The sequence below is a fragment of the Clostridium sp. DMHC 10 genome, assembly GCF_001270375.1.
In the GTDB taxonomy this organism is placed as follows: Bacteria; Bacillota; Clostridia; order Clostridiales; family Clostridiaceae; genus Clostridium_S; species Clostridium_S guangxiense.
Genome location: NZ_LGVB01000015.1, coordinates 3,061,115 through 3,077,128 on the forward strand (window position 1 = coordinate 3,061,115; position 16,014 = coordinate 3,077,128).

17 protein-coding genes and 2 pseudogenes are annotated in these 16,014 nt (G+C 31.4%); 18 read left to right on the plus strand and 1 reads right to left on the minus strand.

Annotation, left to right across the window (positions count from 1 at the left end; all coding sequences use genetic code 11):
- Positions 1-536: 536 nt before the first annotated feature.
- The 18 genes and pseudogenes from AGR56_RS16730 (at position 537) to budA (ending at position 14,195) form a co-directional block, all read left to right on the plus strand.
- Positions 537-2,330, plus strand: coding sequence for an ABC transporter ATP-binding protein (locus tag AGR56_RS16730; RefSeq protein WP_053243160.1), 1,794 nt, complete (start codon positions 537-539; stop codon positions 2,328-2,330).
- Positions 2,331-2,353: 23 nt separating this feature from the next.
- Positions 2,354-2,686, plus strand: a complete 333-nt coding sequence (locus AGR56_RS22300; protein WP_242851516.1) for a hypothetical protein — start codon at positions 2,354-2,356, stop codon at positions 2,684-2,686.
- On the plus strand, positions 2,625-4,184 hold the full coding sequence (locus tag AGR56_RS16735; protein WP_242851582.1) for an ABC transporter ATP-binding protein: 1,560 nt from the start codon (positions 2,625-2,627) through the stop codon (positions 4,182-4,184). The genes AGR56_RS22300 and AGR56_RS16735 overlap by 62 nt, the downstream gene beginning before the upstream one ends.
- Positions 4,185-4,419: 235 nt before the next feature.
- Positions 4,420-4,746, plus strand: a complete 327-nt coding sequence (locus AGR56_RS16740; protein ID WP_207642181.1) for a hypothetical protein — start codon at positions 4,420-4,422, stop codon at positions 4,744-4,746.
- 149 nt (positions 4,747-4,895) lie between these two features.
- Positions 4,896-5,426, plus strand: coding sequence for a GNAT family N-acetyltransferase (locus tag AGR56_RS16745; protein WP_053243162.1), 531 nt, complete (start codon positions 4,896-4,898; stop codon positions 5,424-5,426).
- Between the two features lie 52 nt (positions 5,427-5,478).
- Complete coding sequence (locus AGR56_RS16750; RefSeq protein WP_231016432.1) at positions 5,479-5,931, plus strand: GNAT family N-acetyltransferase; 453 nt, start codon at positions 5,479-5,481, stop codon at positions 5,929-5,931.
- A 303-nt stretch (positions 5,932-6,234) separates the two neighbouring features.
- A complete protein-coding gene (locus tag AGR56_RS16755) occupies positions 6,235-6,792 on the plus strand; it encodes a GNAT family N-acetyltransferase (protein WP_053243163.1) in 558 nt (185 codons plus the stop codon).
- A gap of 315 nt (positions 6,793-7,107) precedes the next feature.
- Positions 7,108-7,503: a nucleotidyltransferase domain-containing protein gene (locus tag AGR56_RS16760; RefSeq protein WP_053243164.1), complete on the plus strand. Its 396-nt coding sequence runs from the start codon at positions 7,108-7,110 to the stop codon at positions 7,501-7,503.
- Between the two features lie 162 nt (positions 7,504-7,665).
- On the plus strand, positions 7,666-8,241 hold the full coding sequence (locus tag AGR56_RS16765) for a DJ-1/PfpI family protein (protein ID WP_053243165.1): 576 nt from the start codon (positions 7,666-7,668) through the stop codon (positions 8,239-8,241).
- A gap of 2 nt (positions 8,242-8,243) precedes the next feature.
- Complete coding sequence (locus tag AGR56_RS16770; RefSeq protein WP_053243166.1) at positions 8,244-8,708, plus strand: deoxyuridine 5'-triphosphate nucleotidohydrolase; 465 nt, start codon at positions 8,244-8,246, stop codon at positions 8,706-8,708.
- A 348-nt stretch (positions 8,709-9,056) separates the two neighbouring features.
- Positions 9,057-9,194, plus strand: coding sequence for a hypothetical protein (locus tag AGR56_RS20460; protein WP_157055795.1), 138 nt, complete (start codon positions 9,057-9,059; stop codon positions 9,192-9,194).
- A gap of 142 nt (positions 9,195-9,336) precedes the next feature.
- Positions 9,337-10,362: a LacI family DNA-binding transcriptional regulator gene (locus AGR56_RS16775; protein ID WP_053243167.1), complete on the plus strand. Its 1,026-nt coding sequence runs from the start codon at positions 9,337-9,339 to the stop codon at positions 10,360-10,362.
- A gap of 235 nt (positions 10,363-10,597) precedes the next feature.
- A complete protein-coding gene (locus AGR56_RS16780) occupies positions 10,598-10,852 on the plus strand; it encodes a hemolysin XhlA family protein (protein ID WP_053243168.1) in 255 nt (84 codons plus the stop codon).
- A 15-nt stretch (positions 10,853-10,867) separates the two neighbouring features.
- A pseudogene (locus tag AGR56_RS16785) lies at positions 10,868-11,811 on the plus strand (peptidoglycan-binding protein).
- A 62-nt stretch (positions 11,812-11,873) separates the two neighbouring features.
- Complete coding sequence (locus tag AGR56_RS16790; RefSeq protein ID WP_053243169.1) at positions 11,874-12,290, plus strand: hypothetical protein; 417 nt, start codon at positions 11,874-11,876, stop codon at positions 12,288-12,290.
- A gap of 159 nt (positions 12,291-12,449) precedes the next feature.
- Complete coding sequence (locus AGR56_RS16795) at positions 12,450-12,818, plus strand: hypothetical protein (RefSeq protein WP_053243170.1); 369 nt, start codon at positions 12,450-12,452, stop codon at positions 12,816-12,818.
- Positions 12,819-13,185: 367 nt separating this feature from the next.
- A complete protein-coding gene (locus AGR56_RS16800) occupies positions 13,186-13,458 on the plus strand; it encodes a hypothetical protein (protein ID WP_053243171.1) in 273 nt (90 codons plus the stop codon).
- Between the two features lie 57 nt (positions 13,459-13,515).
- Positions 13,516-14,195, plus strand: a pseudogene (gene budA, locus AGR56_RS16805) (acetolactate decarboxylase).
- A 95-nt stretch (positions 14,196-14,290) separates the two neighbouring features.
- Here the strand turns inward: budA and AGR56_RS16810 are convergent.
- A complete protein-coding gene (locus tag AGR56_RS16810; RefSeq protein WP_053243172.1) occupies positions 14,291-15,883 on the minus strand; it encodes an ATP-binding cassette domain-containing protein in 1,593 nt (530 codons plus the stop codon).
- Positions 15,884-16,014 lie beyond the last annotated feature (131 nt).

The following is a 16,014-nucleotide window of genomic DNA, read 5'->3' on the forward strand; positions in this document are numbered from 1 at the left end:
TGTTTTAAATAAGTGTAAAATCAGCACTTATTTAAAACACATTCTGTAAATTTTAGAATAACAAAATAAAATTTAACATTTTTATTGAAACATTATAATTATAGGTGTATAATTGAAGTTGTAAGTTAAAATTAATTAGAAGGAGGTCGTTAATAATGGATAAGTTTAGAATGATTGCAGTAGTTGGCACAGCTAATGTGGCAGGGACAATTTTAACAACTCTAGTGGATAATTATGTAAAAATATACGACCTTGGTGAATTAATTTAATTTACACATTAATGTTCATTATGTGAAAGTTAAACCATAGGTTGTATGCCTGTGGTTTTTTTATGCGTGTTTTAAGGAAAACTTTTCTTTAAATGTATTATTATGCTTAAAAGCCGTGGGATTAAGATTCTGCGGCCTTTTTATATATAGAAAAGAAGGAGTGTTAAAAATGAGTAAAAAACAAATTTTTAGAAAAATCAGGAGCTTTGATTCTACACATTATGCGTAGCAATGCTGAAAATTTTGAATGTGAGGGGGAATATCTGAATGAAAAAGCTTTTAGATTTAACAAAAGGAAATAGACTTTTATATGTTTTAGCAATACTTGCAATAGGGGTAGCAACCTTTATATCCATGCTGGAACCTTTAGTTATTAAAATTACAATTGATTCAATTATAGGAAATAAGCCAATAAATGAAACTGCTGTTGTGGTGAATTTTGTAGAGTGGCTTGGAGGAAAAAGCGTCTTATCCAAAAATTTATGGATATGTGGTATATGCTTAATTTGTTTAACTAGCCTTAGAGGGATTTTCCTATTTTTAAAAGGAAAACTTTCTGCTGAAGCTTCTGAAAATATGGCGAGAAGTATTAGGGTAAGATTGTATAATCATATACAGAACTTGCCTTATAAATATCATGTTGGCGTTGAATCAGGTGACTTAATACAAAGGTGTACTTCTGATGTTGAAACCATAAGAAGATTCTTTGCAAATCAAATGGTGGAAATAGGAAGATCAATTTTTATGGTTTTATTTGCAATTGTCATGATGCTCTCAATGAATATAAAGATGACATTTATATCAGTAATAACGGTACCTATTGTATTTGTATTTTCCTTCATATTTTTTCGTAAGGTTAGTCATACCTTTCAAATTGCTGATGAGCAAGAAGGAGTTCTTACTTCAATGCTTGAACAAAACCTAACAGGTGTTAGAGTTGTAAAGGCTTTTGGAAGAGAGCAGTATGAAATTGAAAAGTTTGAAAAAGAAAATAAAAAGTACAGAGATTTAAGCTATAACTTATCTAAACTGCTATCAACCTTTTGGGCATCTTCTGATGTTTTGTGTACTGGTCAAATAGGAATTGTTCTTGTAGCTGGTATTTATTTCACTGTGCATGGACAAATAACTCTTGGAATGCTTGTTGCTTTTAACACCTATGTATCAAGACTTATATGGCCCGTAAGACAGCTTGGAAGAATTCTTTCTGATATGGGAAAAATGACAGTTTCACTTAAAAGAGTAAGTCAGATACTTGAAGAGAAGGAAGAAAAGGAAGTTGGAGAAGGCTTAAAACCAGAAATTAAGGGAGAGCTTTCTTTTGAAAATGTTAGCTTTGAGTATGAAGAGAATTCACCTGTTTTAAACAATATAAGCTTTAAGGTAAACAAGGGTGAAACAGTTGCAATTGTAGGTCCAACAGGATCAGGAAAGTCTTCACTAATTCATCTTTTGCTTAGGCTTTATGATTATAGAAGCGGTTCAATAAAAGTGGATGGAGTAGAACTTAAGGATATATCTAGAAAATGGATAAGAAGCAAAGTAGGAATTGTGCTTCAAGAACCATTTCTTTATTCAAGAACAATTAAAGACAATATAAAGATGGCGAAGCTTGATGCCAGCGATAATGAAATTGTGAGGGCTACATCAATGGCCGCAGTGCACGATGTTATAAAGTCCTTTGAAAATGGATATGACACAGTTGTTGGCGAAAAAGGTGTTACACTTTCTGGCGGACAAAGGCAGAGAGTTGCTATTGCAAGAACTTTGATAAAGAACTTGCCTATTCTTATCTTTGATGATTCACTAAGCGCTGTTGATGCGGAAACGGATAAAATTATAAGAGGTGAACTTGAAAAAAGAAGTAAAGGGGTTACAACTTTTATAATATCTCATAGAATTTCAACGGTTATGGATGCAGATAAAATAGTGGTTTTAAACCACGGAGAAATAGAAGCCATAGGAAAACACGAAGAGCTTATAAGAAAAGATGGAGTGTATAAGAGAATATGGCAAATACAAAATTCAAAAGAAGAAGAAAATGAGGAGAAATTTGCTTGATTTCAAATTAGGGGGTGATACCAGTGGCAAGAATAGAAGAAGAAAAAGTTACTCAAAAATTAAACCTTGGTATATGGAAAAGATTATTTAAATATTTAGTTGATTTTAAAAAAGGATTATTATTACTGGTTTTTCTTATGGCGATAGTTGCAGGAGTTGATTCTGCAATGCCGCTTTTGACCAGTTATGCTATAGATAATCTTGTAGTGAAAAATACAACGGATAAACTTTTTTGGTTTTGCAGTAGTATATTTTGCAATTGTAATTTTTCAGGCTATAAACGTAAAGATATTTATAAAGCAAGCAGGAAAAATAGAAAATTACTTGGCTTATCATATAAGAAAATTAGGCTTTAAAAGGCTTCAGGAACTATCTTTTTCCTATTATGATACTTCCTCATCAGGCTGGCTCATGGCAAGAATGACATCAGATGTGGCAAGACTAAGTGAGCTGATATCCTGGGGAATGATAGATATGGTTTGGTCTATTGCAACTATGATTTTTTTCATAGCAATAATGCTTTTCTATAATGTTAAGTTAACACTTATAAGTATGAGTGTAGTTCCACCGCTGTTTATAATAGGAATATTCTTTCAAAAGAAGATATTAAAATCCTATAGACATGTTAGAAAGCTAAATTCTCAGCTTACAACAGATTTTAGTGAGGAAGTAGCAGGAGCTAAGACTACTAAAACTCTGGTTCGTGAAGAAGAAAATTTAAATGAATTTAAGTATGACGCAGACAAAATGAGATATTCATCAATACGAGCGGCTATATTTTCATCCTTGTTTTTACCTATTGTAATATCACTTGGAAGTATAGGAACCGGGTTTGCAATATGGTTTGGTGGAAATAGAGTTATGGTAGGCGGCCTTTCTTATGGTGTTTTTGTAATGTTTATATCATATACAATACAATTTTTCGATCCTGTAAGTCAGCTGGCAGGAACTATAGCAGAAATTCAACAGGCCCAGGCATCAGCAGAAAGAATAATATCACTTGTTGAAACAGAGCCAGACATATGGGATAAGAAAGAGGTAATTGAAAAGTATGGAGATTTATTTACTCCTAAAAAGGAAAATTGGGAGCAGATTAATGGAGATATTGAGTTTAAGAATCTTTACTTTTCTTATAAAAATGGAGAAAAAGTATTTCAAAACTTCAACTTAAACATTAAAAAGGGGCAGACCATAGCATTAGTTGGAGAAACTGGTTCTGGTAAGAGTACTATTGTAAACTTACTATGTAGATTTTATGAGCCTACAAGTGGTGAGATATTAATAGATGGAAAAGACTACAGGCAGCGTTCACTTTTGTGGCTTCAGTCTAATTTAGGTTATGTCCTTCAAAGTCCACATCTTTTTAGTGGAACTATTAAGGACAATATAAGATATGGAAAGCTTGATGCAACGGATGAAGAAATAATAAGAGCAGCAAAGCTTGTAGATGCACATCAGTTTATAATGGAAACTGAAAACGGCTATGATACGGATGTTGGTGAAAATGGAGGGAATCTTTCAACAGGACAAAAACAGTTAATTTCCTTTGCAAGAGCTATCGTAGGAAATCCAGCAATATTTGTTCTGGATGAAGCTACATCTTCAATTGATACTGAAACCGAAAGAGTAATTCAAAATGCTATAGAAAAGGTTCTTTCAGACAGAACAAGCTTTGTGGTTGCTCATAGACTTTCAACCATAGTTTCAGCAGATAAGATTATAGTTTTAAGAAAAGGTAAAATTGAGGAAAGCGGAACACATGGCGAGCTTCTTAGAAACAAAGGATATTATTACAGACTGTACACTAATCAGCTTTTACAAGAGAAAGAAGAAGAGAGCTCAAAGGTAGTGTAAATTAATTAATGATTATGTATATTATTGTACACTGAAGAAAGGATTGATTAAAAAATGAGTATAAAATTACGAGCGTTAACCAAGATTGATGGAGGAAAGTTTCAAAATAAAAAGACAGAATCGATGATTCATAAGCGGAAAAATAAATAATTCATTCAGCCGGATTTTTAAGGATGACTTTTCGTTGAGATGACACGAAAAATCTTAAAATGGAAAAACAGCTATGTAAATCCGGATGATGCAAAGTAAAGTGAGGTTTTATATTATGACAATAAAATATGATGGAATAGTTATTAAAATAGATAATGAAAGAGAACTTGACAAATTAGATAAAGTTTTAAAAAGTATAGAATTAAGTAGAGAATATAGTGTTCAAAAAAGGAAAAGTATATTTAAGCGTAAAAACTTAAGAGTAAAATTTAATAAATTTATAGTAAATCCTTTTGTAAGAGCTGATAATTTTAAAACTTATGAGGAATATGTAAGTGCACTTCAAAGAACTAAATTTCACAGTCAAATAAAAAATGAAGCGTTAGGACAGCAGCATTTTAGATGTAGCTAATAAAAATTGCCAAGTAACAATATCTTGAGATGTTAAACGAAAACTATAAATCTAAAATGCTGATTATTAAAATCCTAAGAAGTTTCAATAATCAGCATCTAAGATTTATTAGCTTTATAAAAATTAGATTAGAAATAAGGAGATTTATGATGAGAGATATATTTAGAAATGATGAAGAAATTATAATTAGAAAAGCTTCGGAATTGGATGCTAAAGAATTAACAGAATACTTAAATATAATTGGAGGTGAGTCTGATTTTTTAACCTTTGGTGTAGAAGGACCTGGAAGTAGTATTAAAGAAGAGGAACAATTTATTTTAAATAATTTAAATAAAGAAAATGCACTGTTTATTGTAGCTGAGGTCAATGGAAAGATAGTTGGAAGCTTGAACTTTTCGGGTGGATCAAGGAGAAGAATTCAGCATGTGGGGGAATTTGGAATAAGTGTTTTAAAAGAATATTGGGGAAAGAAAATAGGTGAAAAACTTCTTAACTATCTAATTAAATGGGCAGAGCAAAATGGCATAAGAAAAATTAATTTGAGAGTGAGAACGGATAATGAAAGAGCAATAAAATTATATAAAAAACATGGATTTTTTGAAGAGGGAATTTTAAAAAGGGATTTTCTTATTGATGGTAAGTTTTATGATTCATATGCTATGGGTTTAGAAATAGATTAGTTGTAATTAAAGGCGATAGTGAGTGATAAATACGGAGATTAAAATATGCAAGGTGTCGGATAATTATGAAAAATCGAAAATAACAGAATATATATTAAGACGGCTTCCAGAATGGTTTGGCATTGAAGAATCAATAATTGAATATGTAAGTGGAGTAAAAAATACTGATTTTTATGCTGCATATAATTCGGATAGACTTGTTGGCTTCATAAGCATAAAAATAAATAACGTGTATACTTCAGAAATTTATATTATCGGAATACTCAAGGAATATCACGGTAATGGAATTGGAAAGAGTTTGTTAAAGGTGGCAGAAAAACAGTTGATTAAAAATAAAGTTAAGTTTCTTATGGTGAAAACTTTAGGAGAGTCACATCCTGATGAAAATTATAAAGAGACAAGAAAGTTTTATAGAAAAGTTGGATTTTATCCATTAGAAGAGATAAAAGAAATATGGGGTAAAGAAAATCCGTGTTTAATAATGGTTAAGAATTTAGTGAAGTAACAATGCCTCGTCGCGTTAAAAAAATCCTATAAATCTAAGGTTCAAGAATCATAAAATACTAAGATATTTTAATAACTCGCTGAAAAAATGCTCAGACAATTGAAATATCTAAGCATTTTACAATTTTTGAACAAGATTTATTAGAATTCTTTTAAACCGTTCCTTCAGCATTGTTACTTCACTCCCACAGTAGTGCAAGGAAAAAATTCCTCCGTACCTACGGAATTTTGGCGTAAATTTTTATAGTACATTATTTAAACCATTTAGCTTCTTTATTATAGAATAAGTTGGGAGAGTGGATAAATGAAATTAAAAAATATAGTTACGGACAGATTAATCTTAATACCAATAACCTTACAAGTAGCAGAGGCACTTATAAATGGGGACAATAGTGAAATACTAAAGCTTGGAGTGAAGGCAAACAAGGATTGGCCGACAAATGATACTATGGATATTTTGCCTATTATAGTTGAGACTTTAAGAAATAATGCTCCAAGTGGATTTGAAACCTGGATGATTGAAAGAAAAGATAGTAAAGAAATAATTGGAGATATAGGCTTCCACGGCATACCAGATGAAAATGGTGAAGTGGAAATTGGATATGGTTTAGTAGAGAATGAAAGAAGAAAAGGTTTTGGCTTTGAAGCTGCAAGGGAAATTATGGATTTTGCTATTGCACATAAAGCTGTTAAAGTAATAAAGGCGGATTGTTTAATTAATAATCTTCCATCTGCTAGAATTTTAGAGAAGCTTGAAATGAAAGAAGTAAATAGGGATGATGAACTAATTTATTGGAAATATAACAAGGATAGATATGCAGAAATCGAGAGCATAATGAATACAGTAAGTGAATATAAATAGAATTCTATGGAATATTGAGATTTAGATTATATTAGTGATGCTAAGGTTTTTATTAATACAAAAGATAATATATTTTTACATAAAAAAATAAGTGATGAACAATCATCTTACTGGCTTTCAAGATCAAAGAATAACATGCAAATTTATTGGGCGGCTCAATCTGAGGATAAATTTTTTGATGGTTTAAATAAATTAATTTACAATTGCATCAAAATATAAAATTTTAGTAAAAGGTTATTTATATTAGTGAAAAAATGTTCTATTAGTAATAAAATAAGACTATATATAAGCATGACAGATAAGGAGAGATTAATGATGACGATTTGGGATTTTTTGGACAAAGTTAAAAGTTATGCAGAAGAAAATGACATGATAAATGCAGTTGTATTAGTTGGTTCATACGCAAGAGGAGAAGAAAAGGAAGATTCCGATGTCGATTTAACTATAATTAGCACCACGCCTAAATTGTTAATTGCAGATAATCAGTTTATAGATAGTTTTGGTAAAGTTATGAAGACTCAAAGAGAGAACTATGGAAGAGTAACTTCTATAAGAGTATGGTATGAAAATAATATGGAAGTTGAGTTTGGAATAACCTCACCTTTGTGGATATCCAAGCCATTAGATGAAGGGACGTTTAAGATCTTAAAGGATGGATATAAAGTTATTCTGGACAAGAAGAACTATTTTACACACATGAATTTAAATTGAAAAAAGTTGCGAAATAACAGTATTTTTAAGCATTAAATACTGTTATTTTGTTTAGACTGAAATTAATAAATAAAGATCATGTGTCAAATTAAATAATGCTATTTTTAATAAAAATAGTGTATAATAAGACAAACAATAAATTTGAATGAGAGTGATATAAATATGGGAAAAGTACTATGTTTTATATACGAAGGTATGACCGACTTTGAAATGACTTTTGCATGTCATTTACTGAAGCTGTTTGGAGAAAAGGAACTGTTTACTATAGCCTATGATAAGGAAAGTGTTTCTGGAACTTCTGGAATTAAGTATTTACCAGATTTTACAGTAAATGAAGTTTTAAACTTTAATGACGTTGAAGCACTAATTATTCCAGGAGGATGGAGTTCTGGTGATAGAAAAGAAATTTTTACATTAATAAAGAAACTGCATAGTGAAGAAAAACTCTTATGCGCAATATGTGCAGGACCTATTTATTTAGCAAAGGCAGGAATACTTAAAGGATATTCCTACACTACCACACTAGAACGAGAAAACTTAAAAAATCTTGGAGAAATGTATGATCCATTTCCACGTGAAACTTATGTAGATAAAGGTGTGATACGTGATAGAAATATAATTACTGCAAAAGGAAATTCATTTGTAGACTTTGGTGTTGAAATATTTGATGCAATGAATTTATTTGCGGATGATGGAGAAAAAATACAATGTGCTAAACATTATAAAGGGAATGATTGAATATGATAATTAGAATTAAGTATTTTGAAGGTGCAACCAGATTAAAAAAAATAAAAAAAGGTAACTGGATTGACGTATATGCAAATAAAAATGTGTTTGTTAAAGAGGGAGAAAGAGCAATGATTCCTCTTGGATTTGCTTTAGAACTGCCTCAAGGATGGGAGGCACATTTAGCGCCTAGAAGTTCAACGTTTAAAAACTGGGGAATAATTCAAACTAATTCTGTAGGGGTAGTTGATGATACATATATAGGTGATAATGACCAGTGGCATATGCCGGTATATTGTTTACAAGGTAAAGATAAAGAATTTTTAGATGGAATGGAACAAAAAGGTACATGGGTAAAACAAGGGGACAAAATAGGACAATTTAGAATAATGGAAGTTATGCCAGAGATAGAATTTAAAGAAGTAGAATGTTTTGGTAACCTTGATCGTGGTGGATTTGGCAGCACAGGAACAAAATAAAAATATTGCGAAGTAACAGCATTTTGGAATATTAAATAAAATTAATAAATCTAAGCAGCAAATTGTTAAAATCTTAAGAGCTTTCAATAACTCACTAATCGTTCAAACAAATTGAAATCTCTAAAGCTTTTAACAATTTGCCACTAAGATTTATAAAATTTTATTTAAACTATTCCTTCAATACTGTTACTTCACTAAACCGGAAATACAAGGTAAATTTTTCTCCGTTTCTCTACGAAAAATGCAATGTAAACATGGTTAATTAATGAAATTTAATAATATTTTGTTTATATAATGTATTATTAAGATTCACACCTAAAATTCCGTAGGTACGGAGGAATTTTTTCCTTGAACTACCGTAAAAGCGAAGTAGCAGTGATAATGGAACAATTTAAAAAGAATCCAATAAATCTTGGTGAAAAAATCATAAAATACTTAGATATTTCAATCTGTCTGAGCGTCCAGCGAGTTATTGAAATATCTTAGGATTTTACGATTTTTCCACCTTAGATTTATGGATTCTTTTTAATGTTACAAGTCACTGTTACTTCGCATTATTTATATATTGCAAATTTATCATTATAGGAGTAATATATATTTAGAAACCGGTTACTAAAGGAAGGTCAAAATGGACAAAAATAAGAAAGTTGTAATAGATGATGTAGCAAAGATGGCAGGGGTATCTAAGGCGACGATATCAAGGTATCTAAATGGAAAGTTTGAATATATGTCTCAAAGCACCAAAGAGAGAATAGGCGATGCTATTGAAAAGTTGAATTATAGACCCAACAATATAGCTAGAAGTTTGAAGTCAAATAAAAGTAAGCTAATTGGCGTAGTTATAGCTGACTTAACCAATCCTTTTTCTTCAATTATAATTAAGGGAATTGGTGATGAGTGCAAAACAAGAGGCTATAATATGGTTATTGTTAATTCAGATAACGATGAAACAGAGGAACAAGAGTATATCAAATCTTTATTAGATCAGAGAGTAGAAGGACTTATAGTTAATAGTACAGGCTATAATGAGAAACTATTACTTGAGATTAAAAGCAAAGGCATTCCTATAGTAATGGTTGACCGAACTTTATGTGAAGAAAAAATTGATTCTGTTACTAGCAACAATTACGACAGTACAACTGAAACAATAAACTATTTAATTGATGTTGGTTTTAATAGCTTATGTTTTTTTACCGAAAAAGAAAAGAATGTTAGGCCGAGAAAAGAAAGAGAGAGAGCTTTTTTAGATGTTTGCGGCAAAAGGCTTGATAAATCTAGCTTCAGCGTATGCAGTGTGGATTATAGCAAGGGTGGAAATTTGGACGTCAATTTATGCAAGTTTTTAAATAACTACACTGGAAAGAAAGCAATATTTGCAGTGAATGGTGTTATATTGTTAGATACTCTTGCGGCAGCAAATAAGTTAAATGTAAGTATACCAAAGGATTTGGGTATTTGCGGGTACGATAATTGGGGGTGGGCATCACTTATACCACCGGGAATTACAACTATTTCGCAGCCATCTTATGAAATGGGCTTTGAAGCAGCGAAATTGCTTTTAGATAGAATTGAGAATGAAGTTTCACAGAAGGTAATACATAAACAGCTTAATTCTAAACTAGAAATAAGAGGATCAACTATAACAAATGTATAGATAAACAAGCTGAAATATTTAAATTACCAATACCAAATTTATCCTTACAAACTGGAAGTTGACTCAGTTCACAATTCACAATGCACAGTTCACAATGAATGATGATTTTTCTCAGCTATGCTTCGAAAAAATCTGATGAAGGAGGAAGTCCTTCTTCCGTTACTCAGTTTAGAAATTTATGAAGAAAAGAATAGCCCTTAGTGGCTATATCATTATTATACTAGGAGGTTAAAATATGGGCGAATATGATGAAAAATTATGCAAGGAACGGTGTAAAGTAGTAGATGAAAAACTAGATTTACATGATGTTCGTTTAAATGATCACGGTGAAAGACTTAAAAAGCTTGAACAACGTGGGGCAGCAGTAGATGAGAAGATAGAAAATCTATGTGAGCAGCTTAAAAACTTAGTAAATACGCTTAAATGGGGTTTTGGTATATTAGTTACCATTACCCTTTTTGTTTTGGGATACTTAATAAAAATTAGATAGAAAGGTTATGATTAAATGAAGGGAATAGATATTTATAGCGGAACAAATATAACAGATTGGAATGCAGTTAAAGCATCTGGGGTTGAGGCAGTATATATAAAACTTACAGATGGTTTGACATATAATAATCCTAAAGCTCTTGAGCAGTATAGAGCAGCTAAAAATTTAGGCTTGAAAGTTGGACCTTATCACTTTGGAGAAAAAACAATCCATTACAAGAATATAATCATTTTGCGGATGAATACTCAAAATATAAGTGGGATTTGAAGCCAGTGCTTGATTATGAGGTTGCTAAACCCGATATGAATTTCATAGCACAATTTATGGCTAGAAATAGTAATCTATTACTTTATGCAGCTCATAATGTGGCAGATAAATGCGGACTGCCTAAGAATAAAATATGGATTGCAGAGCCTAATACTAGTCCAACATCTACAGGAGAGTATGCGGGCATTCAGTATACTTGGACAGGTGAAATTAATGGTCTAAATGGAAATGCAGATATAGATTTATTCTCAGATTTGGTATTAGATAATGGAAGCTCTGCACCTGTACAAGTTGTGGCACAGAGCGGTGATCCAGCAGTTAGGCTAATACAAATAAAATTAAATGCTTTACTAAAAAGAGGACTTGCTATAGATAGTATGAACGGTCCACTAACTACTGCGGCTATAAAGGATTTTCAAGGTGTTATGGGACTTATTCAAGATGGTATTTGGGGACCTAAAACAGCTGCAGCGGCAGAGCAAATATTTGCACGACCAGAAGATGGAATATCATATCAACACATGGAATATGCTACTAGGTATATTCAGCATAGGTGTGGAATTACCCCGGATGGAATATTTGGTCTTCATACAAAGATTGCAGTTCAGAATTGGCAGGCAAGACATGGACTTGCAGCAGATGGAATTGTCGGATCTGCTACATGGAATATGTTACTTGATGAAAATGTATAGGATTGTAGGAAACTATGGTCCTATTTTTGTATTAAAAAATAAAATTTTGGAGGTAATATATTATGAATATTAATGTAAATCAAACTATTGCTTATCTTTTATATCTCATTGCTATAGGTGTTGCTGGATATGTAACTAAGGTTTGGAAAGCTAACAGTAGTAAAATGCTTGAGTTAAAAGCTAAAGAAGAAGAGAGGGCAGAGAAGTTGCTTGGTCAGCAAAATTATAATGCTGCTAAACAAATTGTTGTTGATAGTGTTTATAAGGTTGAACAGTTGGCAAAGGAAGCAGTTGGAGAGCAGTGGAACGGCTTAGACAAACATTCAAAGGCTATTGAATTTATAAACTCTAGCTTAAATAAAGTAGGATTAACACTTTCTGATGAAGATATTTACGATATAATTAAGACTACGGTTGGTTATATAAATGTTGGTAAGGCGGTGGTTCCTTCAAGTATAAATACAGTAGTACAAAAATAGTTATAAGCCTGGTAGGTTAATTCCTACTGGGCTTTATTTTTATATCACTTTTATAAAAAATTCTAAAATATTTTCTTTAAATTTGATATATTGTAATAATTGATATTTTGTTAACATTTTGTTACAATATAGGAAATACATATTTAGGGGGATTTTGTAATGAAAAAAGTAATAGGTATAATTAGTATTGTTTTATTTGCTTTGATTTCGTTTCAAAGCTGTGCAGCAGGAGTTGGAAATGCACTTTCCAATAATAAGGAAGTGAGTGGAACAGCTGGTTTCTTATTAGCAATATTAATGCTTGTTGCTGGTATAATAGCAATAATATCAAAGAACAGCAAGGGAATGACTATCACGTCTATAGTTTTTTATGCACTGGCTTTTATAATAGGAATTGCAAATGTAGGACATTTTTCTGACTTAAAGATTTGGTCAATTCTTAATTTAATATTTGCTGCATTATTAGTATTTCATATTTTTAAGAATAAAGAGATGTATAACGGAAAGAATAATGATAAAAAAGAATAAAATTATAATAAAAAAGGAGCAATGTTAATGCTCCTTTTGACGTCAAAAATCCGTCAAAAATAATTTAAAATGCTTAATACATTTTGACGATATAATTATTTTTAATGTTTATTCAAAACCGTTTGGTTAATACTGTTTGATTAATTTTAATTAAAGCTGTATAGTACTTGTGTATACTACTACAATATGCAATTTGAGGGCTTAGGAGCATAATAAAAGCAGCACTGGTGAAATACTGGTGCTGTTTTATTTTAAATATTAAAATTAACATTATCATGGTTTATAAATAATAAAATATACCAATACTATATATAGATTTAGTGAAGTGTAGATACTGTGAATTGAAAAAGTATTGGAAGTGTAATTTATGATAGTGAAAGGGATATTAAAAAATATAGATTATGGAGATTCTAGTGAAAATATTAACGGAATAGAAGTTTTGGCTGAGGAAATAGGCGATGAATATTATATTTTAGAAGTAGTCCATAAAGAAGAGGAAGAAAAATTTTTAAATATATTCTATAATATAATGAGAGAACAGCTTAAAGTAGCTTACTCCCTTGAAGAATTTAAAGAAATATGGGGGGATGGATACTTTACTGTAGATAAATCTCAGCTGGAAGTAAAGGGAAAACAATAGAACTTTAGGATGGTGAAACCAATGGAGAAAAATAAAATTCCAAATCATATTTATCAGATGTCTACTATAAATGCACTGGTATCAGGTTTGTATGATGGTTATATATCGCTTAATAAGCTTTTAAAAAAAGGTGATGTTGGTATAGGAACCTTTAAAGATTTAGATGGAGAACTTACCCTATTAAATGGAACATTTTATAGGACAAGACCTGATGGAACGGTATATGCTTGCGATAAAAATGAGTCCATTCCGTTTGCAGTGGTAACGGAATTTAAGAATTACAGCAATTTTGAAATGAAGGATTGCAGCTCATATGAAGAAATAAAAGAGAAGCTAGACAGCAAAATTGAAAGTAAAAATATTTTTTATGCTTTTAAAATAGAAGGAATATTTGAACATGTAAAGACAAGAACGGTTGTAAAGCAGAAAAAACCATATAGACCTATGGCTGAAGTGGTCAAGGATCAACCCATATTTGAGTATAAAAATGCAAAAGGTACATAATAGGCTTTAGGTGTCCGGATTATGTTGAAGGGCTTAATGTGCCTGGGTATCATTTTCATTTTATAAGTGAGGATAGAAAATTTGGAGGTCATGTTATTGAATGTGCTGTAAAAAAAGCAAGTGTATGTTTTCAAGATTGCTTTTGCTTTAGAATGGAACTTCCAGAAAATGAAAGCTTTTATAGCCTGAAGGTTGAAGATAGAAAAGATGAAATAAGTAGAGTAGAAAGATAGAATAGTTAATATTTCACAGCGTATAGTTAGAAATGAAAATTAATAGTATATATAAGAAAAAGTGCGGGAAATTAAAATCCCTCACTTTAGTTATATTAGTTTTTACCTGCAGCTTCTAAATATTCATCATAAGATATTTTCTTATCAACTATTCCGCTGTCAGTTATTTCTATAATTCTGTTGGCAATAGTTTGAATAAACTGATGGTCGTGTGAAGTAAATAGGAGGTTACCCTTATAGTCACAAAGCCCATTATTTAAAGCTGTGATGGATTCTAGGTCAAGGTGGTTTGTAGGCTGGTCAAAAATAAGTACATTTGCACTGCTAAGCATCATTTTTGCAAGCATACATCTTACCTTTTCTCCTCCAGATAAAACACTGGCCTCTTTTAAAGCTTCTTCTCCGGAAAATAACATTCTTCCAAGGAAACCTCTTAAATAAGTTTCGGATTTCTCCTCTGAATACTGACGAAGCCAATCAACAAGGCTTAAATTAACATTGTTGAAAAATTCAGAGTTATCCTTAGGAAAATAAGCAGTGGTAATGGTAATTCCCCATTTAAAGCTTCCACTATCTGGTTCCATTTCTCCGCTTAGTATTTTAAATAGTGTAGTTATTCCAATTTCATTGTCGCCAACAAAGGCGATTTTATCATTTTTTGAAACTATAAAGCTAACATTATTAAGAACCTTTACTCCATCTATGGTTTTGCTTATGCCATCAACAGTTAGTATGTCATTTCCGGCTTCTCTTTCTGGTTTGAAGCCAACAAAAGGATATTTTCTGCTGGAAGGCTGTATATCTTCAAGAGAGATTTTATCGAGCATTTTTTTACGTGAAGTTGCCTGCTTGGATTTTGAAGCATTAGCACTAAAACGCGCAATAAAGTCTTGAAGCTCTTTTATTTTTTCTTCCTTTTTCTTGTTTTGATCCTTTGCCATTTGAAGTGCTAGTTGGCTTGATTCGTACCAGAAGTCATAGTTTCCAACATATAATTTTATCTTTCCAAAATCAACATCAGCCATGGTAGTACAAACTTTATTTAAAAAGTGTCTATCATGGGATACAACAATTACTGTACCTTCAAAGTTTATTAAAAACTCTTCAAGCCAGTTTATTGATTTTATGTCAAGATGGTTTGTAGGCTCGTCTAGAAGTAGTATTCCAGGGTTGCCGAAAAGAGCCTGTGCAAGTAATACCTTTACCTTTTCTGAACCTGTAAGCTCAGACATTTTTTTATTGTGATAAGATGTGTCTATGCCAAGTCCTTGAAGTAAGGTAGCTGCTTCTGATTCAGCTTCCCAGCCATTTAATTCTGCAAATTCTCCTTCAAGTTGAGAGGCTTTTATTCCGTCCTCATCATTAAAATCTGGTTTTGCATATAGTGCATCTTTTTCTTTCATTATGCTGTAGAGTCTTTCATTTCCCATGATTACTGTTTCCAAAACTTCATAATCATCGTATCCAAAATGGTCCTGTTTTAAAACAGACATTCTAGTGTTTGGAGGTATAATAACTTCTCCTGTATTTGGTTCTATTTCGCCAGATAAAATTTTTAAAAATGTACTTTTACCAGCACCATTTGCACCTATAACGCCGTAGCAGTTTCCAGGTGTAAATTTTAGATTTACATCTTCAAAAAGTTTTCTCTCGCCGTATCTTAAACTTACGTTATTTACAGTTATCAAAGCGTATTTTCCTTTCTATTTCAAATTTTCATAATTAGTTAAAATTATAACATAAAACAGTTAGCATTCATAGATATATTTGATGTACATTAGATTTAAATAGTTCATTGTCAATCTTTATGATAGCAGTA